We start from the raw sequence: 26,447 nt of genomic DNA on the forward strand, positions 1-26,447 counted from the left end.
CCGGCATTATACGCACAGATCGGCTATTAATCTTCCCGACATGGCAACGCCGATTTTCACGTCCACCAGCCACTCGTCACACAAGAATTGTTATGAAGAATCGCCAGGTCTTTATCATCTCCGACAGTACGGGCATCACTGCGGAAAATCTGGGTCACAGCCTGTTGGCCCAATTCCCGGATGTCCCGTTTGACGTTCACACCCTGCCCTATATCGATACGGAAGCCCGAGCGGCGGAAGCCTTGGACACCATCAATCAGACCGCCAGCGACGGCGAGCCACCGCTGGTGCTCAGCACAATCGTTAATCCGGAAATCAGGGCACTGCTGGCATCGGCAGATGCATTCAACCTGGATCTGTTCGAGGCTTTCCTGCCACGACTGAGCCAGTGGCTGAAGACATCCGCCAGCCAGATAGTCGGGGTGTCCCACTCGATCAGTGGGGACCCGGGTTACAGTGACCGCATCGAGGCCGTAAATTTCGCTCTCGACAACGACGACGGCAGCCGCCTGACAGAATATGAGAACGCCGACATCATCCTGGTCGGTGTTTCTCGCTGCGGCAAGACACCCACGTGTTTGTACCTGGCGCTTCATTACGGAGTGCGGGCCGCCAACTACCCGATTACAGAGGAGGACATCGACCAGGGAGGACTTCCCAGGGCCCTGCTACCGCATCGGGACAAGCTGTTTGGCCTCACCATCGATCCCGATCGACTGGCCTCTATTCGCCACCAGCGGCGGGCCAACAGCCATTACGCCTCATTTGAACAGTGCAGTTTCGAAGTCCGGTACGCAGAAAATCTCTTCAATAGGCACGGTATTTCCTATTTACACTCCACAGAGCTGTCAATTGAAGAAATTTCGGCCAAAATTCTCAAAGAAACCCGGATTGAACGCAGCATGCGATAGCCAAACTGACGTTGAACTTCTACAATGCCGCGCTTTTCATAAACCTGACACAATTGCGCTGCCACGTTGACCATGAGCCACTCCTCCCAAGCCATCCAACGCCTGCCGCTTCCCTATTTCGAGGACAGCGGTCGCTATTTTTGCGCAGTGCGGGATCAGGGTTGGGGCATATGGCTGGACAGTGGTCGTCCGCGCCAGACGAGGGGTCGGTTTGACATTATCAGCGCGGGCCCCAAGAAACAATTGATCAGCCGCGACGGCTTGACCCAATGTCACCAAGCCTCGGGGCAATTCAGTCAATACAGCGACCCCTGGCAAGCAATTAAGCAGGAGCTGGCACAACAGCCACTGGCCTTTGATAGTGACCTGCCCTTTATCGGCGGTGCCATGGGTTACCTGGCCTATGATTTGGGCCGGCAGCAAGAACACCTCTGCGATCAAACTGAAGAAGACTGTGGGTTACCGGATCTTCTGATGGGAATCTATGAATGGGCGGTCATTCAGGATCATCAACAACAACAGAGTTGGCTGGTAGCGGTGCCGGGGGTTTGCGAAACCTTTCTCCAAACGCTGCAGCAGAACCTGATCCAACCCCCAAGAAAACAAGAAAAACACTTTAATTTCAATAGCTTGAAACCAAACCTCAGCCGCAATGATTACTTGCAGAAGATCGGCTCAATCAAAGAATATATTGTTTCAGGCGACTGCTATCAGGTGAATTTTGCACAGCGTTTTGAAGCCGCTTACCAGGGTGATTCACTGGTTGCCTATGAGCAATTAAGGCAAGCGTTGCCCTCTCAATTTTCCAGCTACTTTGAAACCCCCTACGGCGCCATTCTGAGCCTGTCGCCGGAACGCTTTCTGAGCTGTCGCGATGGTCAGGTTTTGACCCAGCCGATCAAGGGGACGGCGCCCAGAGGCGTCAACATGGTCGAAGATGAACACCTGGCACGGGAGCTGCGCCAGAGTGAAAAGAATCAGGCGGAAAACCTGATGATTGTCGATCTGCTCCGCAACGACATCAGTAAGGTGTGCGTGCCTAACAGTGTGAGAGTTCCCAAGCTGTTTGAGCTGGAGAGCTACGCCAACGTTCACCATTTGGTCAGCTCCGTCACCGGGCAGCTCGACGACGGTGAAAATGCCGTTGATTTGTTGGCCGCATGCTTTCCAGGCGGTTCGATCACCGGAGCCCCCAAAATTCGAGCCATGGAAGTCATTGAGGAGCTGGAAAACCGACGCCGTTCCGTTTATTGCGGCAGCCTGGGCTACTTCAGTTTTGATGGCCAGATGGATACCAATATCGCCATACGTACCGTGGTGGCCAACGGCGAGAAAATGTACGTGTGGGGCGGTGGTGGAATCGTGGCCGACTCAGATGCAGAGAGTGAATACCAAGAGTCTCTTACCAAAATCGGCCTGATTCTGGAAACACTCAAGCAGCTCTGAACGCCTGCAGCGACACCCCAAACGGGTGCCACTGGCTGAAGCCGGCTTACAGGCTCAGATCGCGAATACTGGCCTTGATAAACTCTTGCTTGAGATCTTCATAGGTGTGGACCGCGGGATACTGCGGAAACTCGTCTATTACGTTTTGCGGTGACTTAAATAGAATACCGGCATCTGCTTCCGCCAGCATGGTGGTGTCATTGTAAGAATCGCCCGCCGCGATAGTGCGATAATACAGGGATTTAAAGGCAACGATGGACTGGCGCTTAGGATTGGCCTGACGGATGTTGTAATCAGTCACCCGACCGCTGCCATCAACAGTGAGCTTGTGGCACAGCAGCGTTGGGTAACCCAGCTGCTTCATCAGAGGGCCGGCAAACTCATAAAAGGTGTCAGACAGGATGATGACCTGAAAACGTTCCCGCAACCAGTCGATAAATTCCCCGGCACCTTCCAGGGGGCTCAGAGTGGAGATCACATCCTGGATTTCATTCAATCCCAATTTGTGTTTGTCGAGCTCAGCCAGACGCATGGTCATCAGCTCATCATAATCCGGGATGTCCCGGGTAGTGGCTTTGAGGGCTTCGATGCCGGTTTTCTCAGCAAACTTAATCCATATTTCCGGGATCAACACCCCTTCAAGATCCAAACATGCCAGTTCCACAAGTGACTCCTGTTGATTGCACAAGGTTTACTTTATCGCAAAGCGGGCAATCTACCTGTTTCGCCGCAGCTAGGCAATTTCAGATCGAGACAGTTTTAGGCAGGTTTAACGGTTTTCACGTGAAACACTTAATATATTACTTTAAGTCTTCATCATAAGCTTACAGTTTATAATTTACACAAATCAATGAGATCCCCTTTATTAGATAAAGCAATATGGTTAGCATATACTGACATGCTAGAGATAAAACGACGGATATGCCGGCAACATGACCAAACATCAATCGATGTTTCACATAAGCAATCCGCCACTGGATAACAGCGTCAGTGACAACATCTGCGCAAGTCTTCCGGGCGTCGAGCTTTGGTTATAAGACTATTGCCCTAGATTATTTTTAAGTTATGAAAGCCTCTGGTATCCTTCGCCGCCATTCCAATGCCAAAACAGATTAGCCCGAATTTCAGGAAGTACCACATGTCAAACCTGCTCGACACTGTTGACCTGGACCAGCAACTGCAACAGCAGTCACCCCAGGAAATCCTTCAGTTCGCCATCGAACAACATGGCAACATTGCCATCTCCTTCAGTGGCGCCGAAGATGTGGTCCTGATCGATATGGCCCACAAGATCGACCCCGACGTTGAGGTGTTTTGCCTGGATACCGGTCGCCTGCATCCGGAGACTTACCGGTTTATCGAGCGTGTGCGCGAGCACTATGGCATCTATATTGACGTCCGCTACCCCGACGGTGAAGCCGTGCGCGAACTGGTCCAGGAAAAAGGCCTGTTCAGCTTCTATCAGGATAATCACCAGGAGTGCTGCAGTATCCGCAAAATTGCACCGCTGCGCGCCAAGCTGCTGGAAGTGGACGCCTGGGTCACCGGTCAACGCAGGGACCAAAGCCCCGGTACCCGTGCACAGATCCCGGTGATACAGGAAGACAAGGTGTTTGCCAGGGAAAATGACACGCTGACCAAGTTCAACCCACTGGCAAACTGGACCTCAAAACAGGTGTGGAACTACATTCGCACCTATGACGTCCCCTACAATGAACTGCATGACCGCGGTTTCGTCTCCATCGGCTGCGAACCCTGCACCCGCCCTATTGGCCCTGGACAACACGAGCGCGAAGGTCGCTGGTGGTGGGAAGAAGCCACCAAGAAAGAATGCGGGCTTCATGCCACCAATATTGAACAATAATCAATATTGATCAACAGAAACGGCAGTCTTGCCCCAGTCGGGACGAGACAGAGCCAAGAGTACGAAAGGAGCTACAGGTGAAAATCACCCTGGTTAAGAAAATAATGGCTGATGGCTCACCCTGCAAAAAGTGCGGTGATGTACTTCAAAAGCTTGAACAGAACAATCAGATGCAATACATCGACGAAGTTCTGGTGGCTGACGAGCGCGACAGCAACAGCGACGGCATGCTGCTGGCAGCCGAGCACAACGTAAACCGCGCGCCCTTTTTCGTTGTCGAGGAAGAGGGTCAGCCTGTCAAGATTCACACTGTCTATTTTAAGTTTGCCAAGGAAGTTCTGGCCCAAAAGACCAGCGAGAAGGAAGAACTGAAGGAAATCATGAACGACAACCCGGATCTGGACTTTATCTGATCCGGAACTCGGGACTCTAAATCAGGGAGGCTGTTGAAGGCCTCCCCTATTCACGCTGCCAAGATCAATAGGTTGGCAACTCAATACTGGAGAACAGCTCCTCCACTTCCACCTTTGAATGACGGTTGTAGGCCTCAGTCACAATATCCTTGTGCAGATGCGGCGCAAACAACTCGATAAATTCGTACATATAACCCCGCAGGAATGTACCTCTACGGAAGCCAATCTTGGTCACACTGGACTGGAACAGATGGCTGGCATCCAGTGCCACCAGATCCTCATCCAAGGTCTCGTCATAGGCCATTTTGGCGATAATTCCCACACCCAGCCCCAGTCGCACATAGGTCTTGATCACGTCGGCGTCGGCAGCAGTGAACACCACCTTGGGTGCCAGCCCCTTCTCAATAAAGGCCTCATCGAGCTTGGAGCGCCCGGTAAAACCGAACACATAGGTAACAATTGGGTGCTTGGCCACCTCCTCCAGCGTCAGCTCAGACAATTGACACAGAGGGTGATTACGGGGCACCACGATACAGCGGTTCCAGCGATAGCACGGCATCATAATCAGATCACTGAACAGCTCCAGAGCCTCAGTAGCCACGGCAAAATCAACAGTGCCATCGGCGGCCATTTCAGAAATCTGCATAGGGGTGCCCTGATGCATGTGCAGGGATACGTCGGGGTAACGGTTAATGAAGGTCTCAATCACGCTGGGTAACGCATAGCGAGCCTGGGTATGAGTCGTGGCCAGAGACAGGCTGCCTTTCTTCTCGTTGCTGAACTCCTGGGCAACCTGCTTGATGCTCTCCACCTTGCGGAGAATTTCGCCTGCGGTTTTCAGAATGGCCTCACCGGCCGGGGTAATTCTTGTCAGATGTTTGCCGCTGCGGGAGAAGACCTCCACACCCAGCTCATCTTCCAGTAATCGAATCTGCTTGCTGATACCTGGTTGCGAGGTGTACAAGCTTTGGGCAGTCGCGGAAACATTGAGATCGTGATGAGCCACTTCCCAAATGTAGCGCAGTTGCTGCAGTTTCATAAGCCCTCCAAATGGCCCAATTCTGTCGATCGATTATAAAAATATAAAAAAATATTCTTTTCCAGAATAGTAACAAATGGATATATTTGCCAACCAATTTTTACGAAAGCTTATAGCAAGCATCGTTATACATAACCATAGCCTATATATTGATGGAAATCTTACTTTATATTTTTGCAGGAGCAGCCGTTGGATTGGCCGTGGGTGTGACCGGTGTGGGCGGTGGTTCGCTAATGACTCCGCTGCTGATTCTGTTTGGATTTCCCTACCATGTGGCGATAGGCACCGACCTCCTCTACGCCGCAGTTACCAAGGCCGGCGGAGTGGTCGCGCACCATAAGCACGGCACCATTAACTGGCGAATTGTGGGTTTGCTCGGGGCCGGCAGCATCCCCGCCTCCATCGCTACTGCCATGCTGCTGGATTCCGTTTTTAATGGTGCGGCCGACTATAAGCCACTGCTGACCACCAGTCTCGGTGTGATGCTGATTCTGACTTCCGCGGTTCTGCTGTTTAAGTCGCGACTGCAGGCACCGCAAACTACGGCATCCACCAGCTGGCTGAGACGTCAGGCGGCACCGGTAACGGTGGTAATGGGGCTGTTGCTGGGAATCTTCGTCACCTTGAGTTCGGTGGGCGCCGGCGCCATCGGCACCGCAATTCTATTGGTACTCTTTCCGGCGCTAAAAGCCAAACAGATTGTGGGCACTGATATCGCCCACGCTGTCCCGCTGACTCTGATCGCGGGGCTGGGGCACCTGATTTTCCTTGGGAACGTAGACTTTGTACTGCTGGCCTGCCTGTTGATTGGCTCTCTGCCCGCCGTCAGCCTGGGAACCAAACTGGGTGCCAATCTGCCCAACCGGGTGCTGCAGCCAATTCTCGCCATTATTCTGATGTTACTGGGTGTAAAATTCGCGCTGTTCTAACCCCTGCCGGCATTCCGGGGCACAGAAGCTCAGGCCCCTCGATGATATACCCCTTCATCAGACAACTTGCACCAGTTGCGGGGACTGATCATGGGCACCATATAGACCGGAACTTTGGACAACTGCAATACGCGGGAAGTCACCGATCCCAGCATATTATTGCCCATGGCCTCCGGGCCATGGCTGCCCATGACAATCAAGTCTGCCCCTACCCTGTTTGCCTCTCTGAGGATCACTTCTGCAGGCCGTCCCTGGACCACACACACATCCGAGAAATATTCAAAACTGAGATCCGAATCGGAACACTCATCTGCCAGGGACCGCAAGATACGGGATTTGATGGAAGCGAGCAGAGGCGCTGAGCCGTCTCCCGGCGAGGTGGTTTCGTCCAGATAGGTGGATACCATAGCCTGAGCAAAGCTGTTGAGAGGTTCGACGGCGTGTACTACGACCACCCTGGCCCGATGACTGACCGCCAGATCCACCGTATGCTCCATAGCATGTGCCGAAAACGGCCCCAGATCAGTTGCGAACAGTATTGTCTGAATCATCCTAACGCTCCCATACCTCAGCGCCAATTGACCTTCAGTTAGTCACTCTTAACTAGAAGAATAGCATCCTATGGGAGTTTTCAAGGTGGAAATTACAAAAAAGCGAAAACAGGCGGTGAATTAAACTTCAGATTCAGAGGCAGAGGGCTGGATATTGGGAACTGAAGGCTGGTCATTGCGAGCTGAGGGCTGGTCATTGCGAGCTGAGGGCTCATTTGCCACACCATGGGGGACGTGGCCGGTGGCGACATGGCCTCGGGCTGACTCGCAGTGGCTATGCTGGTCATCAAAAAATACGTCGGCGCCGTAGGCTTTCAGGAATGCGCCCTTGTCCAGCCCGCCCAGGAACAGGGATTCATCAATGCGGATGTCCCACGCTCGCAAGGTTCGAATCACTCGCTCGTGAGCAGGTGCTGAGCGCGCCGTGACCAGCGCCGTTCTGATCGGCATTGGCTCATCTCTGAATTCCTTTTGCAGCCCCTGCAAGGCAGACAGGAACGGCTTAAAAGGCCCCCCCATCAGCGGGTTTTTGGCCTGTTCTTTTTCCTGTTGGGCGAAGGCCTGCAAGCCCTGCTGTTTGTAGACTCGTTCCGCTTCGTCTGAGAACAGCACCGCATCGCCATCGAAAGCAAAGCGCAGCTGATCCTTTTGCTCAGTGTCCACGTTGGAGGCCATCAAAGTTGCTGCCGCCACACCATTTTCGAGGGCGTGGCGCACGTCGATCGCATCCGTCGAAAGAAAAAGATGGCAGCCAAAGGCGGACATATAGCGATAGGGGCTTTCTCCACCACAGAAAGCGGCGCGGGAAATGTCCAGACCATAATGCTCAATGGAATTAAAGACCCTTAACCCCGTGTCGGCACTGTTTCGAGACAGTAAAATCACCTCTACCCGGGGTTCACCATCAAGCAAACTATTGAGATTCAGCAGCTTCTGGACAATAAAAAACGCATCGCCGGGCTTGAGAACATCGTTTTCATGACTGACTTGATACTGGGAGTATGAAGCCAGACCCTCGCTCTCATATACCTCGTGACTCTCCCGCAGATCAAATAGCGCCCGTGAGGAGATCGCAATAACCAGCTTAGAACCAAATACAGCCGACATAGCCGCCCTACTCCTCCAGCGTCAGCACCGTTGAGCCGGTGGTCTTGCGTGCCTGCAACGCGTCCTGGGCTGCGGCAGCCTCTCGCAAGGGATACGTTTGCCCAATCTGGACCTTCACCACCCCCTGCTCTACGGCAGTAAACAACGTTCTCGACAACTCCAGCAGTTCGTCCCGATCAGCAACAAAATCCGCCAGACTCGGTCGAGTCAGGACAATGGACCCTTTTTGCAAGAGGGTCAGCGGTGCGATTGCAGGTGCCGGACCCGAGGCGTTGCCATAACTGACCAGCCACCCTCGCCGCGCAACACAATCCAAAGACTGTTCAAAGGTATCCGCACCCACAGAGTCATAAACCACTTCGACACCTTTACCTTGTGTCAACTGCCTGACCTGCTGAGCAATATCATCTTTCGCCAGGACAACATCGGTGCAGCCGGCAGCCAGCGCCTGCTGTTGCTTTAACTCTGAGCTGGTGACGCCAATAACACGCAGCCCCAAATGATTGCCCCACTGACACAGAATCTGCCCCACTCCACCGGCCGCAGCAAATACCAGAATATCCTCCCCCTTCTGCATGGGACGAAGACTCTGCAACAGGAAGGCGGCGGTCAGACCTTTCAAGGTAATCGCCGCCGCCTGCTCAAAGCTGACGGCATCCGGTAGCGGCACCAGACATCGGGCCGGCACCACGTGAGCTTCCGCATAGGCTCCAAGTGGCGACATGCAATAGCTCACCCGTTGACCGATTTTGACCTCGGTTACACCTTCGCCGACAGCCTCGACCACGCCGGCCGCTTCAAGCCCCAGGCGTCCGGGCAAATCCATAGGGTAAAGCCCCTGACGGAAGTAGATGTCGATGAAATTAACGCCGACCGCGCGGTGCTGAACCCTGACTTCACCAGGCCCAGGCGCAGGTACCGTAACGTCCCCCCAGCACAACACCTGCGATGTTCCATGTTCATTCAGTGTAAATCCCTGTACCGACATCATCTGCCTTCCTCTGTTTGAAATTGATGCTTTTGGGGGAAAATGCCAAACACGCCCCCGGTGTGCACGAACACCACATCCCTGGCACCGGCCAATGCGCCAGTTTTTATCTCTTGCACCAGTCCATAGAAGGCTTTGCCGGTATACACCGGGTCCAGCACAATCCCTTCGGTGCGTGCCAACCAGCCAATCGTTTCAAAAACTTCGGGGTCCGCCTTGGCGTAGCCGGGGCCAATGTACCCATCGTGGACGTGAATTTCGCAAGCTTCCACGTCTTCATGTCGATCGTAACCCCGTTTCCAGGCTCGCATATCCGCCCGGACCTTGTTTTGAAAATAGTCTTCATCATCGCACACGGCAATACCCAAGACCTGAGAGTCCCAACCATGGAGATAGGCACCGAGAGTCAACCCGGCCTGGGTACCGCCAGATCCCGTCGCGCACACGACGTGCGAAGGCACAATTCGATGGCGGTGAAAATCAACCTGCAGCTCCTCGGTAGCAGCAATGTAACCCCAGATCCCGACACCATCACTGGCACCCGTTGGTATAATCATTGCGTTCACACCCTTGAGCTTCAGTTCACGCTGTTTTTGCAGCAGCAAATCCTGAAGTTCGCTCGCAAACTGACGCACAGGGTAGGCATTGATATGAGCCCCCGCCAAATAGTCGAGCAGTAAATTGCCGTCGGCCGGACCTTCTGGCTCGCCTCTCAATACGAGATGCACCTCTAATCCCAACTGCGCCCCCAACAGTGCTGTGGCCCGACAATGATTGGACTGCAGGCCACCGCAGGTGATAACGGCATCGCACCCTTGGCGCATCGCTTCTGCAAAGCTGAATTCCAGCTTACGGACTTTGTTGCCACTCAGGACACTTCCGGTAAGGTCATCCCGCTTTATCCAGAGGTTCACACCCAGCTCAGCAGAGACTCTTTCCAGTTTCTGCAAGGGTGTGGGCGTCTGCGCGAGCGACAGACGTGGCGGAAATTCGATCATGGCTACCCCCAAAAACACAAAAGGCAGCTTATCGCTGCCTTCCGGTGTTGATCAACTGCGATATGCGCTTCAAATGGACTTGATAGTGCCCTTCGGAAGCACAGCGTGAACCGCCACCTTTTGGAACTTGAGCTCAACATTATTACCGGTTTCGATCACCATATAATTGTCATCCACCTTGGTGACCTTACCCAGCATGCCGCTGTTCATGACCACCTCGTCGCCCTTGCTCAGGTTCGACACCAACTCGGAGTGCTCTTTTTGGCGCTTGCGCTGTGGGCGGATCATAAAGAAGTACATAAAAACAAACAGGCCACCAAACATCACCAGAGTGATCATGGGGTTGCCCTGAGGGGCTGGAGCCTGGGCTTGTGCCATGGCGGCAGGAATAAAGAATTCCATCAAGGTTCCTCAATTGCTACGGAATGGTTATAAAAAAGGTGATCGCTCAAAGGGTTGAAACTCTACCGGTTTTGCGGAACTCAGGCAATCTGAATTGACCGGAATTGACGTTATGACGGACTCACAACAGGAAAACCCACCGCGGCATAGCCGGGGTGGGTTCAAAATGTTTACCGGCGCGACCTTGGATCCCTGGTCGCTGCTCGAGTATGTCAGGCGTAGTCGCGGAACAGCTTGCGGAAAGTGCTGGGGGACAGACCTGTCCAGCGCTTGAACGCATTGGTAAAGCTGGTGCGGTCAGAGAAATCCAGAGACGCCGAAATGCTGTCAATGCTCATAGTGTGCTCAATCAACAGGTTGATCGAGTGATGAAAGCGCACTTGATCACGCAATTGAGCAAAGCTGATGCACTGCTGCTGCAAACGACGCTGCAACGTGCGCTTGGAGAGATTCATCTCCTCAGCGATAAAATCAATAGACAGCGAAGACTTGCCGATGCGCTTCTGAAGCACCTCTACAACTCTACCTGGGACGCCGTAGACCTCTGGTAAACGAGCCTGCTGAACATACTCCTCGAACGATTTGATACCCTCGGTGGCGAAACCACCGCGCATCTTATCCGGTTCAATGGGCTGAACTTTTTGTAGCTCGATCATCTTGGCCACTCCTTTTGCCATGTAGTCAATGGTTTCTTCATCTTCTCTGGTAAAGAAACTTTGATTGGCCTCCGCTTTGAAGAAGCACAAAACCCCATATATTTGACCTCCAACAAAGACAGGCGAACAAAGATATCCTCGAATAGCAAACCCATTATAGGCCATGGCGCGCAATTTCACAGAGAAATTATTCTGCACAATGGTCTTTTTTTGCTCGATGATACTGGCACACCACTCAACATCCTGGTCAAATGTGGCAATTTGTTCGCCAAGGGGCCCCTCACGCGCCTCAATCACGGCATCATCGTGAAGAAACCGGAGTCTCAACAACATGCCGGAGTCCGCACCAAACATGCTCATACCGGCCTTGAGGTAGGCGCTGGCATGCAGATCAAAGCTGTCAAACCGGTCGGTTAGCAAATCGTGAAGGTTACGCAGGCGCTCGACCAGGATGGCTTCACGGGTTAAGGGGGATTGGGCGGAGCGCACCGCTGCCGGACCGTCCATTAACGCTTCGGAATTATCTGTCATAGCTGCCGCTGCTGTCCTTTTCTGACTTCTTTTACGATTGAATTCATCGGGGGTGGAAAACTATTCCTTATATGCGGAATACGCCAGCCTGATTCACGCCAGGAGGTTGATTTAGGCGACAATACTTGCTTCCAGCCACTTTCTTCACCGAATTTCTGGGAATTACAGCAAGTCTCCTTTCAATTCCGATGATTCCGGCCAAGAGCACACCTTAATCAAGCAGGCCAGTAGGATGCTAACCGCTGGGAAATATTACGAAAGTCACTGATGAGAGATTTGTGACAGAGATTACAAACTGAAGGGATTATGGCGCCTTAAACGACGCCACAGTGGATTCTGAGGCCTGTTTTACAAATCAAGTTCGCCCAGCTGCTCCAGCACATCGTCGTGGTGAGACTTGGTTTTAAACTTGTCCATCACCGCCTTGAGACGGCCATCTTTGCCGATGATGAAAGTGGTGCGCAGGATGCCCATGAATTCCTTACCCATGAACTTTTTCAGCCCCCAGACACCGTACTTTTCAGCGATGGCATGATCTTCGTCAGACAGCAGGTCGAAATTCAATTCCTGCTTGTCGATAAACTTCTGCAACCTGGGATAGGCATCCGGGCTGACTCCCAGTACCACGGTATCCAGATCATCCAGCTCCGCCTTGGTATCCCTCAGACCACAAGCCTGGGTGGTGCATCCCGGTGTCATTGCCTTGGGGTAAAAGTAGAGAACCACATTGCTGGTACCACGAAAGTCTTTGAGACTGACCTTGGTGCCATCCTGCTTTTGCAGAGTGAATGCCGGAGCCATATTGCCGATTTTGGGGTAAGCCATATCCGTGAGCCTGTTGTGATAGTTCTAAGAGCAGCGGATTATATAACCGACGGACAGAGATAGGCTAGCAAGCAAGATAACCCCAGCGGCCGTCCCTGCGGGTGTATAGCCCCTTCTCCCGCAGCTGCTGCAGCAGCAACTGCAGGTCTTCAGCAGACAAGAAGTCGCCCAGCTCCACCAAGCCACTGTCACCGCACAGGGTCAGATGGTGAATTTCATCCATATCGTCCAGGCTGATCATTAAAGAGACCTTCTCGCGATCAAAGCGCCAGTCCCAGTGTCTGCCCGCGAACAGTTTGTGCACCTTGACCTGGGAACCGCTGATGCTCACCTCTTCACGTGCCCGGCCTCTTGCCTGCACCAGGCCCAACACCATGATAATCAGGAACAGCTCCAGCGCGATAAAGGGCACCACAAGCCAGGCACCCAACACCACGAACAGGACGCTAAGTACAATAAACAAACCCGTCATGCAGACAAGTAACAGATGATGAACCTCCGGTGAGAGGGAGTGATTGGGTTCCAGCACCAGCGAGGTGATGTTGGAAGGGTCTTCTGTGACAGTAACCATGGTCGTGCACCGCTGCCTTTTCCCTTAAGGCTAGCAGCCCCCATGCCGCCTAACAGTTCAATTGTGAATATGAACCATCGCCGCCATCGCTGAATTTGCCATAAGCGCAATCACAGCCCCGGAAATGAAAAACGCGGCCTGGGCCGCGTTTTTCATACTGTACAGATAGCCTGGAAACTATCAGGAAGGCAGCAGATCCTTAACGGCGTCGCGCTCTTCTTTCAGCTCGGTTTCAGTCGCGGTCATCTTCTCGCGAGAGAACTCATTGATGTCCACTCCCTGAACGATTTCCCAATCACCGCCCTTGCAGACGCATGGGAAGGAGTAGATCAGACCTTCTTCGATACCATAGCTGCCATCGCTGAATACGCCCATGGAAACCCAGTCACCCTCTTCGGTGCCCAGAGCCCAGTCACGCATGTGGAAGATAGCGGCATTCGCGGCAGATGCAGCGGAAGAAGCGCCACGAGCTTCAATAATAGCAGCACCACGCTGCTGAACAGTGGGGATAAAATCGTTCTCGTACCAGTCCTGCTCGATCAGGCCCATGGCATTAGCACCGTCGACCTCGGTCTGGTGGATGTCAGGGTACTGGGTGGAAGAGTGGTTACCCCAGATGGTCAGTTTGTTAACATCGTTGATGCTCTTGCCGGTCTTCTGAGCCAGCTGAGTCAGGGCACGGTTGTGGTCCAGACGAGTCATGGCAGTGAACTGACGCGGATTGATGTCAGGGGCATTGCGCTGGGCGATCAAAGCGTTGGTGTTGGCAGGATTACCCACAACCAGCACCTTGATATCACGAGAAGCATGGTCGTTGATTGCCTTGCCCTGAACGGAGAAGATGGCTGCATTGGCTTCCAGCAGGTCTTTACGCTCCATACCCGGACCACGAGGACGAGCGCCTACCAGCAGAGCGTAGTCAGCATCCTTGAATGCGACATTGGCGTCATCGGTGGTCACCATACCCGCCAGCAGAGGGAAAGCACAGTCATCCAGCTCCATGGCAACACCTTTGAGGGCGTTCAGAGCGGGAGTGATTTCCAGCATTTGCAGGATGACGGGCTGGTCTTTACCCAGCATTTCACCGGCAGCAATGCGGAACAAGAGGGAGTAACTGATTTGACCGGCGGCGCCGGTCACTGCAACACGTACGGGTGCTTTCACGATAAATCTCCGTTTAGGCTCTATTTTTTGAAGGGAACCTGTCGACGGGCCGTTTGTGGGCCAGATTTGTTGCTCGCCGAAACACCCGCCAGGCGGTGGGCCATTATAGGGATTTTGCGGGAAATTGCACGTCAATCCGGTGCGCCTACGACTAAAGGTGAGTGTCAGGTCACAGGCACACCCGCGGTGCACTCATCTCATCAGACTGACAAGCGCGCACCATTAGCTGGCAGATGTTGATTCAGGCCTGAACTGCCTGATAGCGCTGGCTCAGGGCCCGATACAGCTGGTCCTGAAAATCCGGTTCGGCGGCATCGAGGGCCTGGCTTGCCTCAACAAGGTGCTCGTTATCTTCCCGACCATCCCAGATCTTGGTGTAGGTTCCGTCCTGGTAGCCGTGATCCTGGCGGAAAAAATTCAGCACGTTCTTACCCACATAACCCTTAAACAGCATTTCGAAATCCATATCGATGCCCGCCATCAGACGACCAAAGCTGGCTACGGAAAAGCTGCGAGTGGTCAAAACTTCACCGGCAAAGCGCTCAAGATCCAGACGAAAATCCTCTTCATCGGTTGCCAGAACCAGCTCTTTCTCAATAGTGGTGGCGATCGCTTCTGAAGACTGGCCAGACTGCAGCAGAATACTCAGGCCAAAGTGCCAGATATCGATCAGCTCCAGTTGCACCTGCTCAACATCCGGGGTCTGCTTTTTCCACCACTTCCAGCCATAGTGATCCAACAACTCACCGCACTCAATCCAGATAGCCCGGTACCACTCAAACCCCTGCGACCGCCATTCACTGTTGACCTTGGTGTTCATGCTGTCCTGTAGCTCGAGCATGGTTTGGATCTGCTGCTGCATGTAACTAAGACTCCGATTGATAAGAGATAAGAAAGCTGGCAAGTCTACCAAGAAATGACCTCCCATTGGCACTTTTGCGAACAGAAAAATCCTGCGCTGAAATCAAACTGTCAAGATAATCTCACATAGCTGTCATATGCGGTGCCTAGGCTGATCACATCAAGGCGAGGTTTAAGCAAAATCACCAGAGAGCCGCAAGATACCACTATGAAACTGCTGCAAAGTCTCCACAACTACGATTTGAGCACATTTGACTGGTGTCTGCGCCGGCGACACCGCCAGCAGCTGGTGGAGATCAGCCGCTGGATATCCAAAAGTGCCGATGGCCACCTGTATGCAGTTGCCGCACTGGTCTTTCTCATCACCCGGGACTACCCACTGCTGACGTTACTGCTCATCGCCTTTGCCATAGAGCGCAGCATCTATTTTGTCGCCAAGAAGTACTTCCGTCGCAATCGCCCTCCTCAGGCGATTCCCGGATTCCAGAGTATTGTCCAGCCCAGCGACCAATTCAGTTTTCCGTCCGGCCACACGTCAGCCGCCTTTTTGATGGCAACGCTGGTATCGACGCTGATTCCAACCGCGGGGTGGATTCTGTTTCCTTGGGCCGTGATGGTGGGCATGTCCCGCGTGCTGCTCGGCGTCCATTTTCCCACCGATACGGTCGCCGGCGCCTTGCTCGGCCACAGTATCGCCCTCTTCGCCCTCACTACGCTGGGCTATTTGGCAAGTCCTCTATGAAAATACTTTACGGTGTCCAGGGCACCGGCAACGGTCACATCAGCCGTGCGCGCGCCATCTCCAAACACCTCTGCAATACCGACGCCCAAGTCGACTATTTGTTCAGCGGTCGAGACCGGGAAGCCTACTTTGACATGGAGGGGTTTGGTGACTGGCAGTGCCGCAGCGGCCTCAGCTTTGTATCGAAGGCCGGCAAGATCAGCACCTTGGCCACCATTCGCAGCAACAACCTATGGCAGTTATACCGGGATATCTGTGAACTGGATTTGAGTGCCTACGATCTGGTGATCTCCGACTTTGAACCCGTTACCGCCTGGGCGGCCCGGCGCCAGAAAAAAAACTGCATTACCCTCGGCCACCAGTATGCGTTTCAGCACGACATCCCCATTACCGGAGATTCGTTCAGCTCCAGGCTGATCATTCGCCATTTTGCCCCCGGCCAACAGCAATTGGGGTTGCACTGGCATCACTTCGGCGCTCCCATTCTGCCACCGATCATCGACCACAGTGAGGACGATCTGCCATCAATCCCCAACAAAATCCTGGTGTATCTGGGCTTTGAGGCACCGGCTCAGGTAATACCTTTGCTGCAGCAATTTCCATCCACCCAGTTCGTTTACTATGGCGAATTTGATCAACCCAGCGAACAGGGGAATGTGTCATTACGACCCTTATCTGTGGACGGATTCAAACGCGATCTGGCGGATTGCAGTGGTGTTATCTGCAACGCCGGCTTTGAACTGGCCAGTGAAGCGCTGCATATTGGCAAACGCCTGTTGGTGAAACCCCTGCACGGGCAAATGGAACAACTTTCCAACGCACTGGCCCTGGAGCAGTTACGCTTGGGCAGCAGCATGCAAAATCTCAGTGCTGCCGCCATCGGCAGTTGGTTGAAACAGCATGAATCACCACGCTGTCACTATCCGGATGTCGCCAAAGCCATCGTTGACTGGTTGCTGGAAGAGCAACGCTGCCCGATCGACGAACTGTCGCGCCAACTGTGGTCGCAGGTAAAATTAAGTGGTGTCGACTGGAGCCAGCCGCAGCTTCGACTGGCTATAAGCTGATGCTCAGCAGCGCCTGAGATCAGGCTTTGGGAAACAGCCGCTGGAAGTTTTCTCCGGTGGCCTGTACCAACGTCTCATAATCCAGCCCTTTCACCTCGGCGACAAATTCCGCCACTTCGCGAACAAAGGCCGGCTCGTTGGGTTTGCCACGATAAGGAACCGGCGCCAGATAGGGTGAATCCGTCTCCACCAGCAGGCGATCCAACGGCATCTTGCGAGCCACATCCCGCAGCTCCTCGGCATTGCGGAAGGTGACAATACCGGAGAGTGAAATATAGTAGTTCATGTCCAGCGCCGCGGACGCCATCTCCCAACTCTCGGTAAAACAATGCAACACACCGGCGTGTTCAAGGTTGCCATGCTCCCGTATCAGGTCCAATGTATCCTGTCTGGCGTCGCGGGTGTGCACAATGACCGGCAGGCCCGCTTCCCCGGCAGCCCGCAAATGTACGCCAAAGCTCTCGTGCTGCAACGCCTTATCATCGGTTGAATAGTAGTAGTCCAGCCCGGTCTCACCCAATGCAACTACACTGGGATTCGCGCCCCAGGCTACCAGCTGCTCCTCAGTAGCCAGTCCGCTGGCGACATCCAGGGGATGAACCCCCACCGAAGCCACCACGTCATCGTAGCGCTCCGCCAGGTTGACCACCGCCTCGCGGTTGTCGAGACTGATGCCCACGCACAACATTTTCTCGACGCCGCGTTGCCGGGCGTGCTCCAGTGCCGCATCCAGGTTGCCGTCATATTTATCCAGTTTGAGCCTGTCCAGATGGCAATGAGAATCCACCAACATGGTTTTTACCTTTTTTAACCTGTGTACAAAAAAAGCCAGGCATAGTGCCTGGCCTTTGGGGTTTATAACACTGTGGAATAATCTACATCGTATGTGTCGGTCGATCCGACTCCAGTGAACCTGCCAGATAGGTTTCTATTTTTTTGGCCGCGGTATCATCCTGATCACTGAACTGTACGCCCACACCTGCCGCCCGATTGCCTTGGGCCCCCTTCGGAGTCACCCACACAACCTTGCCGGCTACTGGAATTTTCTCGGGTTCGTCCATCAGGTTAAGCAGCATAAACACTTCGTCGCCCAAACCATAATTCTTATTGGTGGGGATAAACAAACCACCGTTCTGCACAAATGGCATATAAGCCGCGTAGAGCACGGCCTTATCTTTGATCGTCAGCGAAAGAATGCCATTGCGTGCGCCGCCACCCAGACCTTGCATCTTTGATATCTCCCCGGTTACTACCTCTAAATTAATCCATTAACCAGACGCTGTCTACTCTCTGACGCCTGGGAGGACTGACGGGCCAAAGCTTGCCAATCCATCATCAGCTCCTCCAGCAGCAGCTGTTTATTGGGATTGGCTGCACTTAGCAACTGTCGCTTTAGCGAGACCAGCTTATCCCAAAAACGGAATAGAATCTGGGAGGGCACTGAGGCCAGTAGTTGCTGCAATTGGTTATCTTGTTCGGATACTTGCTCAGTGGGCTGATCTTGAGCCTGCCCCTGAATGCGCAGCCCCTGTTGCAACCAGTGCATCACGCTCTCGACGACAGTCAGCGGATCGCCGGATTGCAGCTTTGCCGCCAGTTCCAGCGCCGAAATATGATGGCCTGCCAACGCCAGCAGGCCCTTTGCCAACAGTTCCCGCTGCTCCAGCGCGTCACCTTCCAGCAACTCCAGTGCCTTCAAGGGAGCCCCACCACTGCAGGCCAATAGGTATCCGGCATCCTGGCCAACCGACAGAGGCGTGAGCCAGGACAGACTCTGCTCCTGGTCCGGCATGGGGAATTCAAGCTGCTGGCAGCGACTGCGAATAGTGGCCATCACCTGGCTGGGCATATGGCTCACCAGCAGCAACAGGCTATCTCCCGACGGCTCTTCCAGGCTCTTCAGCAGCGCATTGGCCGCGTTGATGTTCAAGGCTTCCACCGGCTCGATCACAGCCACCTTGCGGCCACCCTGCTGTGACGTTTTGGCAATAAAGTCGGTCAGGCGTCGCACCTGATCGATCTTAATCACGCGACTGCCGTCCTCAGGGGCCAGCACGAACAGATCCGGATGGGTTTCGGCGCGATTCAGCTCACAGCCTTTACAGCTGCCGCAGGGCACCTGGTTTACTGGAGACAAACACAACATCAGGTAGCCAACCGCCTGTGCAAAGTGGCGCTTGCCAATCCCCTTGGGACCGGCCAACAGCAGAGCATGGGGCAACTGGTGATTAGCGCTCAACTGACACACCCGCTGCCACTGTTGCTGCTGCCAGGCATAGGGAATGGCCAGGCTGGCGGTTTGGTGTTGATCGGTCATGGCTTTCCTGTATCAGAGATTGAGAGCTGCAATAAATTCGGCCTGCAGCTTACCAACAACCCGGTAGTTTTGCGATAATCCCGCCCCGGTTTTCCACCGACCTGCAATCTTTAAACAATCAAGACCGAAATCCCACCTTATGGCTCCACTCGCTGCCCCTATAGATGTTTTGTATCAGGACGCTCATCTGTTAGCCGCCAACAAACCGCCCGGCCTCTTGAGTGTTCCCGGCAGAGGACCCGAGAACCAGGACTGCCTGATCAATCGTCTGCTGGATTCCTTTCCGGACTGTCGCACGGTGCACCGTTTGGACATGGCAACTTCCGGCATTGTGCTCTTGGCCCGCAACCTGGACAGCCTGCGGTCCCTCAGCCGCCAGTTTGAACAGCGCAAGGTAGAGAAGGAATATGTGGCGGTGACCGAAGGTGTTCTCGCTAATGACGAGGGGGAAGTGAGTTTACCGCTGATCTGCGACTGGCCCAATCGACCTCGCCAAAAGGTTTGCCACATTGAAGGTAAGACAGCCCTCACCCGCTACAAGGTGATGCAACGGGACGCGGTCAGCAATTGTACCCGGGTACTGTTAATGCCGGTGACGGGACGCTCCCACCAACTGCGGGTACATATGATGGCAATGGGCCACTCTATTCTGGGAGACGAATTTTACGCGCAGGGCGACGCCAGATCGGCGTCCTCCAGGCTACTGCTGCATGCCTCGCGAATTCGCTTTACCCACCCGATCACCGGTGATGCTATTACGCTGGAATCAGCCCCCGAGTTTTGACCCCAGCAGCTGCTCTAAAATCTGGCCGATATCCTCTTGCACCTGTTCCAACGGCTGCCCGGCATCCACAAGGCGATATCGCTGCGGTGCGGCCTCAGCCCTGGCTCGGTAACCGCCCCTGACCCGCTCGAAAAACGCCACCTGCTCAGACTCAAACCGATCCAGGTCAGCTCTGGCGCGAGCTCGGGCCAGACCAACTTCAACGTCAATATCCAAAACCAGGGTCAGATCGGGACGCAGCTCCTGTTGTACCAGCTGCTCCAGCGACTCAATCATACTCAAAGACAGGCCACGTCCTGCTCCCTGGTAGGCGTAGGTGGCGTCGGTAAAACGATCACAGAGTACCCAAGTGCCCTGCTCCAGCGCCGGGCGTATAACAGTGTTTAAATGTTGGGCCCTGGCGGCAAACACCATTAGCAGTTCAGAGACGGGATCCACTTTTTCGTCGCGTTTGCACAACAACAACTCTCGGAGTTGTTCGGCCAAAGGGGTGCCTCCGGGCTCGCGGGTAACCAGCAGTGGCACGTCGCGGTCCTGCAACCAATCCCGAATAAACTCCAGGTTGGTGGTTTTACCGACACCTTCTGTGCCTTCCAGGGTCAGGAATTTGCCTGTAGCGGTAACTGTGCCTTCTGAATGCTGGGCCAAGAGAATCTCCATTCGGTGAATATTATTATGAGTGCCTGAGTTCAGCCGTTTGGCGCCGAGCGGTAATCTTCCGCCCGTCTCAGCTGGTAACGGCGAACCGCTGCCTGGTGCTCTGCCAATGTCTCTGAAAACTGGTGGCTGCCATCACCTCTGGCGACAAAATACAGTGCTCTTCCAGGCGCGGGATGCAATGCCGCAACAATGGCCTCCCGCCCGGGCAATGCAATGGGCGTCGGAGGCAGCCCTTTAATCACATAGGTATTGTACGGGGTTTTCTGGCGCAGGTGTTTGCGCTTGATGTCGCCCCGATAGGAATCGCCCATCCCATAGATGACGGTAGGATCGGTCTGCAGCCGCATGCCCTTTTGCAGGCGCCTCACAAAGACACCGGCGATTCGCTCACGCTCCGAGGCCACTCCGGTTTCCTTCTCGATGATGGAAGCCATTATCAGCGCTTCGTAGGGGCTTGCGTAAGGCAAGTTCGGCGAACGCTGCTGCCACTCTTGCTCCAACACTTGTCGCATGCGCTTGTGGGATTGTTCAAGCAATGTCCAAGCCGACGTTTGACGGGTAAATTGATAGGTATCCGGAAACAGCCAGCCTTCCGGGTTGCTCTGTTCAATACCGAAGACGCTGGCCAGGTTTTGCACGTTGAGTTCTGTAGCGTCCGCAGCGAGATTCCTTTCAGATTTCAGTAGGGACAATACATCACTGACGCGGGTACCCTCCACAAAGGTGATACTGCGATGCAGGACCTGACCATTTACCAAGGTTTTTAATACAGACACCGGCGACTGTTCAGGCCTGAGCAAAAACTCGCCAAATTTAATGTTATTTAATCCAGTGAGACGTGCGTAGTTAATCAATAGACGCGGGTATTGCAATCCGGTTTCGCGCTTTAACCGGTAGGCCGTTCTCGCCAGGGAATCACCGGAGCGAACTTCAAAAATAATCTCATTAGCTGAATTTGCAGGTGCCACCATAAAGGGCACATGCAACCAGCGCCAGGCGAGGCAACCTACAGCGGTGATTAACAGCACCAGCAGCAAGCACAGCAATCGCAACTGTCGCGACGCCAGGATGCTTTTCAAACGCCCTCGAATCACGAAACTATCCCCAGGTGTTTTGCAAAACTCCGACTGAGTGCTTCACATAACGAAGAAGTGGGCCAGACAACAGGTTGCGACTGCATTGCAAACACGTTTGCAATGGGTGTGATGCCTCGAACACTGTTGCAAACAAATGCCGAATCAAACGATTTCAAACTCGCCAAGGGTAGAGACTCTTGCCTGACCGTTATCCCGAGCGATGGAGCCAAGGTATCGATAATCAGGCGTCGACCAACACCTCGAACCCCACACGCGTCCAGCGCTGGTGTCATCAACTCGCCTTCACGCTCGAAAAAAATATTACGACTGGTGGTTTCAATCATGTTGCCCTGAATATCCAGAGCAAGACCATCCTCAACTCCGGCATTCTGGCACTCCAATTTAAGCAGCACATTATCCAGACGATTGAGATGCTTAATGCCCGCCAGCGCAGGATTGTGGGGCAATCGATGTTGGCAAACCAACAGCTCCAGGGCCGCCTCTTGGGGCAACGTCTGGGGAAAAAATGCGCATATCACCGTGGCTTCGGCAGTACCATCGACCGCGTAGCCCCGGCCTCCCACGCCACGAGTCAGTACCAGCTTGAAAATACCCGACGAATGCTGATCGAGCTTGTTCAGCAATTGCTCGCGCCACGCATTAACGCTATCGAGACAAAACGGGATGCTGAGGCGGCTGGCTCCCTCTTCCAAACGCTGTTCATGAAGAGCCCAAAGAGGAATCCGTCCTGAGACAACCCGGGTTGTCTCAAACACACCATCGCCAAATGCCAGCCCTCGATCCAACGCTGATACAGCGTCCGAAAATTGGCCGTTAACAGTAACTAAAGGAGAAGCGGCAGCAGACATGATAAAAATCACCCGACTTGGCCGGGTGATTATTCGCAGGGAATCAGGACAGTTTGCGGAAGATCAACGAACCGTTGGTTCCGCCAAATCCAAAGGAGTTGGTCAGCACGGCGTCAATAGTACGCTCTTGTGCGGTGTGTGGAACGAGGTTGATATCGCAGCCTTCGTCCGGATTGTCCAGATTGATGGTCGGTGGGGCAACCTGGTCGCGAATCGCCAACACACTGAAGATAGCCTCAACGCTGCCAGCCGCGCCCAATAAGTGGCCGATCATCGACTTGGTTGAACTGACGGCCACCTGATCGACCGCGGACCCCATAACGGATTTCACCGCCTTACACTCGGCGATATCGCCAGCTGGCGTGGAAGTTCCGTGGGCGTTGATGTAATTGATATGGGCAACATCAATCTGCGCATCGTTAATGGCGTTTTGCATAGACATGGCCGCACCTTCACCATTTTCAGGCGGTGATGTCATGTGGTAGGCATCGCCACTCATGCCAAATCCAACCAGCTCGGCGTAGATTTTGGCTCCCCGGGCCTTGGCGGTTTCGTACTCTTCAAGCACCAGTACACCAGCGCCATCACCCAGTACAAATCCGTCGCGATCCTTATCCCAGGGGCGACTTGCCGCCTGTGGATCATCATTGCGAGTGGAGAGTGCGCGAGCGGCAGCAAAGCCACCCAGACCCACTGGTGTACAAGCCATCTCGGCGCCACCGGCTATCATCGCATCAACTTCGCCATGTTGGATCATGCGAGCCGCAAGACCAATATTGTGAGTGCCGGTTGTACAAGCGGTCACCACGGAAATATTGGGGCCTTTAAAGCCGTACTTGATGCTCAGGTTACCGGCGATCATGTTGATAATGGCGCCCGGTACAAAGAACGGAGAAATACGACGAGGTCCCTTGGTAGCGATGGTTTTTGCTCCATCTTCAATAGAGCCGATGCCACCAATACCGGCGCCGATGGCCGCACCAATTCGAGGCGCGTTTTCTTCAGTGATTTCCAGGCCGGAGTCCCGCATGGCCTGGATACCGGCCACCATACCGTATTGGATAAACGGGTCCATCTTGCGCGCATCTTTAACGGGCAAATAGGGTTCAACGTCAAACCCTTTAACCGGCGCACTGAACTGGGTGGTGAAGGGCGAGGCATCAAAGGTATCAATGGTGGCAGCGCCACTGCGCCCCGCCACAATACCTTCCCAGGTAGAAGTGACATCATTACCCAGGGGACTGACCATCCCCAGACCGGTTACTACAACTCTACGACGCGACACAGGGCCTCCTTAATCGCATAGTGGTCCTCGCCACCCCACTCAGGCCAAAAGTGATTAAAAAGTCACCAAAACAACCAGGGCGGCATTAAAAATATACAGGGGTATTAAACCAGAAAAGCCGCTCTATTTTTCAATAGTGCGGCTTTTCAGAAACGCTGTCGTCCCAGACGAGGATCTCTGTTTGACAGAGACTTCGGCTTTCGCTCAGCCGCTAACGGGAATTAACCCAGGTTAGCGTTGACGTAGTCGATGGCCAGCTGAACCGTGGTGATCTTTTCAGCTTCTTCGTCAGGAATCTCGGTTTCAAATTCTTCTTCCAGAGCCATTACCAGCTCTACGGTGTCCAGGGAGTCAGCGCCCAGATCTTCAACAAAAGAAGCTTCGTTTTTTACTTCTTCTTCTTTAACGCCCAGTTGTTCAGCAACGATCTTTTTTACGCGCTCTTCAATGCTGCTCATGTTGTTTTCAACTCCTAGTAGAAATAAATAGTTAGCAGTTTGAGCCGATTTCCCTTAACCCCAAGATACCGGCTCATTTGGGGTACGGCCAACTCGAAGGCGCATTCTACATCGAAAAAACCCGAGTTGTAACCGATCCAACTAAAAATCTTTATTACCCATTCAAAATGGCATGAATAACAAAGACTTAGGACATATACATACCACCATTTACATGCAGGGTATCACCCGTGACGTAACTGGCTGCGTCGCTGGCCAGGAAGGCCACCACGCCGGCGATTTCCTCGGGTTGCCCCAGACGACCCAATGCAATCTGCGACTGCATCAGTTCTTTCTGCTCGTCGCTGAGTTCTTTAGTCATGTCGGTATCGATAAAACCGGGGGCAACCGTGTTAACGGTAATTCCGCGCGAGCCCACTTCTTTGGCCAGAGCGCGGGCAAAGCCACCGACACCAGCCTTGGTGGCCGCATAGTTGGACTGCCCGGCATTACCCATAGAGCCCACTACGGAGCTGATGTTGATGATGCGCCCCCAACGGGCCTTCATCATGCCTCGCAGGCAGGCCTTACTGAGACGGTAGATGGCACTCAGATTGGTGTTGATCACGTCAAACCACTCGTCGTCGCTCATACGCATCAGCAGGTTGTCTTTGGTGATGCCGGCGTTGTTGACCAGAATGGCCGGCGCGCCGAATTCACCCTGGATATCCTTCAGCAGTGCCGCGACGGAGTCTGCATCGGTCACGTTCAATACCTTGCCCACACCCTGTATGCCCTTCTCGGCAAATCGCTCACTGATTTTGGCTGCACCGCCCTCACTGGTGGCGGTACCAATAACAATGGCACCTTCGGCACCCAGCTTGTCGGCAATGGCTGCGCCAATGCCACGACTGGCGCCGGTTACCAGCGCCACTTTATCTTTAATGCTCATAATCACCCTTAGTTTTGCGATAGAGGCTTAAATTGTGATAGAGGATCAACCCAGCTCCGCCAGCGCCTTATCCAGATCTGCCGGAGTTTCAGTAGCGAAGGCCGACAGACTTTTCTGGATTCGACGACAGAGGCCGGACAGTACCTTGCCGGGACCACACTCAACCACCTGGGTCACTCCGACATCCACCAGCGCGCGGGTGCAATCGACCCACAACACCGGGGTATAGATCTGCTCGATCATCAACTCCTGAATACGGGCCGGATCGGTTTCGGTCTTGGCATTAACGTTGTGAACAACGGGCACATTCGGGGTGGAAAACTCAGTCGCGCGAATCTGCTCGGCCAGATTATCGGCGGCAGGCTGCATCAGAGAAGTATGGAAAGGGGCACTCACGGGCAGCGGCATGGCGCGCTTGGCACCCGCTTCTTTACAGGCCGCAATAGCACGCTCAACCGCACCGGCGTGACCGGCGATGACCACCTGACCGGGTGAGTTGAAGTTAACCGCGGAAACCACTTCATCCCCGGCAGCCGCTTCGCAGGCCGCATTGATGGCGTCGTCGTCCAACCCGATAATGGCCGCCATGGCGCCAACGCCAGCGGGAACCGCCTGCTGCATATACTTGCCACGCAACTGCACCAGCTTGACGGCATCGGCAAAGGCAACCACTCCGGAACACACCAAAGCAGACCACTCTCCCAGGCTGTGACCCGCCATCAGCGACGGCTGAGCGCCACCCTTCTGCTGCCAAACCTTCCATAGAGCCACACTGGCAGTGAGCAACATGGGTTGAGTACGCTCGGTAAGATTCAATTCTTCCTGGGGGCCTTCCTGGATCAACGCCCAGAGATCGTATCCCAAAACGGTTGACGCTTCGGCGAAGGTCTCCTGAATAACCGGATAATCGGCGGCCAGCTCTGCCAGCATGCCGACCTTTTGGGAACCCTGACCGGGAAATACAAATGCGAGTTGCTCACTTGCCATAGAGGTATTGATTCC

General features: G+C 53.9%; 30 protein-coding genes. 8 read left to right on the forward strand and 22 right to left on the reverse strand.

Features of this window, described 5'->3' with window-relative positions; all coding sequences use genetic code 11:
- Positions 1-92: 92 nt before the first annotated feature.
- A complete protein-coding gene (gene ppsR, locus HBA55_RS16460; RefSeq protein WP_166993667.1) occupies positions 93-911 on the forward strand; it encodes a posphoenolpyruvate synthetase regulatory kinase/phosphorylase PpsR in 819 nt (272 codons plus the stop codon).
- A 72-nt stretch (positions 912-983) separates the two neighbouring features.
- Positions 984-2,357 (forward strand): aminodeoxychorismate synthase component I, encoded by a 1,374-nt coding sequence (gene pabB, locus HBA55_RS16465; protein WP_166993669.1) that lies wholly within the window; start codon positions 984-986, stop codon positions 2,355-2,357.
- Between the two features lie 46 nt (positions 2,358-2,403).
- Here pabB and thrH read toward each other — a convergent pair whose 3' ends face one another.
- A complete protein-coding gene (gene thrH / locus HBA55_RS16470; protein ID WP_166993671.1) occupies positions 2,404-3,021 on the reverse strand; it encodes a bifunctional phosphoserine phosphatase/homoserine phosphotransferase ThrH in 618 nt (205 codons plus the stop codon).
- A 474-nt stretch (positions 3,022-3,495) separates the two neighbouring features.
- Here thrH and HBA55_RS16475 point away from each other — a divergent pair, with 474 nt between their 5' ends.
- Positions 3,496-4,221, forward strand: coding sequence for a phosphoadenylyl-sulfate reductase (locus HBA55_RS16475; RefSeq protein ID WP_166993673.1), 726 nt, complete (start codon positions 3,496-3,498; stop codon positions 4,219-4,221).
- Between the two features lie 77 nt (positions 4,222-4,298).
- On the forward strand, positions 4,299-4,634 hold the full coding sequence (locus HBA55_RS16480) for a hypothetical protein (RefSeq protein WP_166993675.1): 336 nt from the start codon (positions 4,299-4,301) through the stop codon (positions 4,632-4,634).
- Positions 4,635-4,698: 64 nt separating this feature from the next.
- On the opposite strand, the gene cysB is transcribed toward HBA55_RS16480, so the two are convergent.
- A complete protein-coding gene (gene cysB / locus HBA55_RS16485) occupies positions 4,699-5,673 on the reverse strand; it encodes an HTH-type transcriptional regulator CysB (protein WP_166993677.1) in 975 nt (324 codons plus the stop codon).
- Between the two features lie 152 nt (positions 5,674-5,825).
- Here cysB and HBA55_RS16490 point away from each other — a divergent pair, with 152 nt between their 5' ends.
- Positions 5,826-6,602 carry a sulfite exporter TauE/SafE family protein gene (locus HBA55_RS16490; RefSeq protein ID WP_166993679.1) on the forward strand — a complete coding sequence of 259 codons (777 nt, stop codon included), beginning with the start codon at positions 5,826-5,828 and terminating at the stop codon, positions 6,600-6,602.
- Positions 6,603-6,631: 29 nt separating this feature from the next.
- On the opposite strand, the gene HBA55_RS16495 is transcribed toward HBA55_RS16490, so the two are convergent.
- The 10 genes from HBA55_RS16495 to HBA55_RS16540 form a co-directional block, all read right to left on the reverse strand.
- Complete coding sequence (locus HBA55_RS16495) at positions 6,632-7,153, reverse strand: universal stress protein (protein WP_166993681.1); 522 nt, start codon at positions 7,151-7,153, stop codon at positions 6,632-6,634.
- A gap of 120 nt (positions 7,154-7,273) precedes the next feature.
- A complete protein-coding gene (locus HBA55_RS16500) occupies positions 7,274-8,260 on the reverse strand; it encodes a 5'-nucleotidase (RefSeq protein ID WP_166993683.1) in 987 nt (328 codons plus the stop codon).
- Between the two features lie 7 nt (positions 8,261-8,267).
- The gene (locus HBA55_RS16505; protein ID WP_206019833.1) at positions 8,268-9,251 is read right to left on the reverse strand and encodes a quinone oxidoreductase family protein; all 984 of its coding nucleotides are present in this window, start codon (positions 9,249-9,251) and stop codon (positions 8,268-8,270) included.
- Positions 9,248-10,246, reverse strand: a complete 999-nt coding sequence (locus HBA55_RS16510; RefSeq protein WP_166993685.1) for a 1-aminocyclopropane-1-carboxylate deaminase/D-cysteine desulfhydrase — start codon at positions 10,244-10,246, stop codon at positions 9,248-9,250. Before HBA55_RS16510 ends, HBA55_RS16505 begins: the two co-directional genes overlap by 4 nt.
- A 69-nt stretch (positions 10,247-10,315) precedes the next feature.
- Positions 10,316-10,648 (reverse strand): preprotein translocase subunit YajC, encoded by a 333-nt coding sequence (yajC, locus tag HBA55_RS16515; protein WP_166993687.1) that lies wholly within the window; start codon positions 10,646-10,648, stop codon positions 10,316-10,318.
- 212 nt (positions 10,649-10,860) lie between these two features.
- A complete protein-coding gene (locus HBA55_RS16520) occupies positions 10,861-11,835 on the reverse strand; it encodes a helix-turn-helix domain-containing protein (protein WP_166993689.1) in 975 nt (324 codons plus the stop codon).
- Positions 11,836-12,183: 348 nt separating this feature from the next.
- On the reverse strand, positions 12,184-12,660 hold the full coding sequence (gene bcp / locus HBA55_RS16525) for a thioredoxin-dependent thiol peroxidase (RefSeq protein ID WP_166993691.1): 477 nt from the start codon (positions 12,658-12,660) through the stop codon (positions 12,184-12,186).
- Positions 12,661-12,724: 64 nt separating this feature from the next.
- Positions 12,725-13,231: a DUF2244 domain-containing protein gene (locus tag HBA55_RS16530; protein WP_166993693.1), complete on the reverse strand. Its 507-nt coding sequence runs from the start codon at positions 13,229-13,231 to the stop codon at positions 12,725-12,727.
- A gap of 180 nt (positions 13,232-13,411) precedes the next feature.
- Complete coding sequence (locus HBA55_RS16535) at positions 13,412-14,395, reverse strand: malate dehydrogenase (protein ID WP_166993695.1); 984 nt, start codon at positions 14,393-14,395, stop codon at positions 13,412-13,414.
- A 241-nt stretch (positions 14,396-14,636) separates the two neighbouring features.
- Positions 14,637-15,257: a dUTP diphosphatase gene (locus HBA55_RS16540; protein ID WP_166993697.1), complete on the reverse strand. Its 621-nt coding sequence runs from the start codon at positions 15,255-15,257 to the stop codon at positions 14,637-14,639.
- Between the two features lie 207 nt (positions 15,258-15,464).
- Here HBA55_RS16540 and HBA55_RS16545 point away from each other — a divergent pair, with 207 nt between their 5' ends.
- Together HBA55_RS16545 and HBA55_RS16550 are read left to right on the forward strand one after the other, a co-directional pair.
- Positions 15,465-15,998, forward strand: coding sequence for a phosphatase PAP2 family protein (locus HBA55_RS16545; protein WP_166993699.1), 534 nt, complete (start codon positions 15,465-15,467; stop codon positions 15,996-15,998).
- Positions 15,995-17,065 (forward strand): MJ1255/VC2487 family glycosyltransferase, encoded by a 1,071-nt coding sequence (locus HBA55_RS16550; protein WP_166993701.1) that lies wholly within the window; start codon positions 15,995-15,997, stop codon positions 17,063-17,065. Before HBA55_RS16545 ends, HBA55_RS16550 begins: the two co-directional genes overlap by 4 nt.
- 19 nt (positions 17,066-17,084) lie before the next feature.
- On the opposite strand, the gene HBA55_RS16555 is transcribed toward HBA55_RS16550, so the two are convergent.
- The 3 genes from HBA55_RS16555 to HBA55_RS16565 form a co-directional block, all read right to left on the reverse strand.
- On the reverse strand, positions 17,085-17,858 hold the full coding sequence (locus HBA55_RS16555) for a TatD family hydrolase (RefSeq protein WP_166993703.1): 774 nt from the start codon (positions 17,856-17,858) through the stop codon (positions 17,085-17,087).
- Between the two features lie 82 nt (positions 17,859-17,940).
- On the reverse strand, positions 17,941-18,294 hold the full coding sequence (locus tag HBA55_RS16560; RefSeq protein WP_166993705.1) for a PilZ domain-containing protein: 354 nt from the start codon (positions 18,292-18,294) through the stop codon (positions 17,941-17,943).
- A 26-nt stretch (positions 18,295-18,320) separates the two neighbouring features.
- Positions 18,321-19,382, reverse strand: coding sequence for a DNA polymerase III subunit delta' (locus tag HBA55_RS16565; protein WP_166993707.1), 1,062 nt, complete (start codon positions 19,380-19,382; stop codon positions 18,321-18,323).
- A gap of 139 nt (positions 19,383-19,521) precedes the next feature.
- Here HBA55_RS16565 and HBA55_RS16570 point away from each other — a divergent pair, with 139 nt between their 5' ends.
- Complete coding sequence (locus HBA55_RS16570; RefSeq protein ID WP_166993709.1) at positions 19,522-20,166, forward strand: pseudouridine synthase; 645 nt, start codon at positions 19,522-19,524, stop codon at positions 20,164-20,166.
- On the opposite strand, the gene tmk is transcribed toward HBA55_RS16570, so the two are convergent.
- The 7 genes from tmk to fabD all read right to left on the reverse strand — a co-directional run bounded on the left by tmk (position 20,149) and on the right by fabD (position 26,432).
- Positions 20,149-20,814 (reverse strand): dTMP kinase, encoded by a 666-nt coding sequence (gene tmk, locus HBA55_RS16575; protein ID WP_240946129.1) that lies wholly within the window; start codon positions 20,812-20,814, stop codon positions 20,149-20,151. The two genes, HBA55_RS16570 and tmk, sit on opposite strands and share 18 nt — an antisense overlap.
- Before the next feature lie 41 nt (positions 20,815-20,855).
- Positions 20,856-21,905, reverse strand: coding sequence for an endolytic transglycosylase MltG (mltG, locus tag HBA55_RS16580; protein ID WP_206019834.1), 1,050 nt, complete (start codon positions 21,903-21,905; stop codon positions 20,856-20,858).
- Positions 21,906-21,916: 11 nt separating this feature from the next.
- Positions 21,917-22,771: an aminodeoxychorismate lyase gene (pabC, locus tag HBA55_RS16585; RefSeq protein WP_166993713.1), complete on the reverse strand. Its 855-nt coding sequence runs from the start codon at positions 22,769-22,771 to the stop codon at positions 21,917-21,919.
- Between the two features lie 43 nt (positions 22,772-22,814).
- The gene (fabF, locus tag HBA55_RS16590) at positions 22,815-24,056 is read right to left on the reverse strand and encodes a beta-ketoacyl-ACP synthase II (RefSeq protein ID WP_166993715.1); all 1,242 of its coding nucleotides are present in this window, start codon (positions 24,054-24,056) and stop codon (positions 22,815-22,817) included.
- 221 nt (positions 24,057-24,277) lie between these two features.
- Complete coding sequence (gene acpP, locus HBA55_RS16595) at positions 24,278-24,514, reverse strand: acyl carrier protein (RefSeq protein WP_166993717.1); 237 nt, start codon at positions 24,512-24,514, stop codon at positions 24,278-24,280.
- 187 nt (positions 24,515-24,701) lie between these two features.
- On the reverse strand, positions 24,702-25,445 hold the full coding sequence (gene fabG / locus HBA55_RS16600; RefSeq protein ID WP_166993719.1) for a 3-oxoacyl-ACP reductase FabG: 744 nt from the start codon (positions 25,443-25,445) through the stop codon (positions 24,702-24,704).
- A 45-nt stretch (positions 25,446-25,490) separates the two neighbouring features.
- A complete protein-coding gene (gene fabD, locus HBA55_RS16605) occupies positions 25,491-26,432 on the reverse strand; it encodes an ACP S-malonyltransferase (RefSeq protein ID WP_166993721.1) in 942 nt (313 codons plus the stop codon).
- Positions 26,433-26,447 lie beyond the last annotated feature (15 nt).

Origin of the sequence: Pseudomaricurvus alkylphenolicus (assembly GCF_011683955.1) — a bacterium.
Lineage (GTDB): Bacteria > Pseudomonadota > Gammaproteobacteria > Pseudomonadales > Cellvibrionaceae > Pseudomaricurvus > Pseudomaricurvus alkylphenolicus.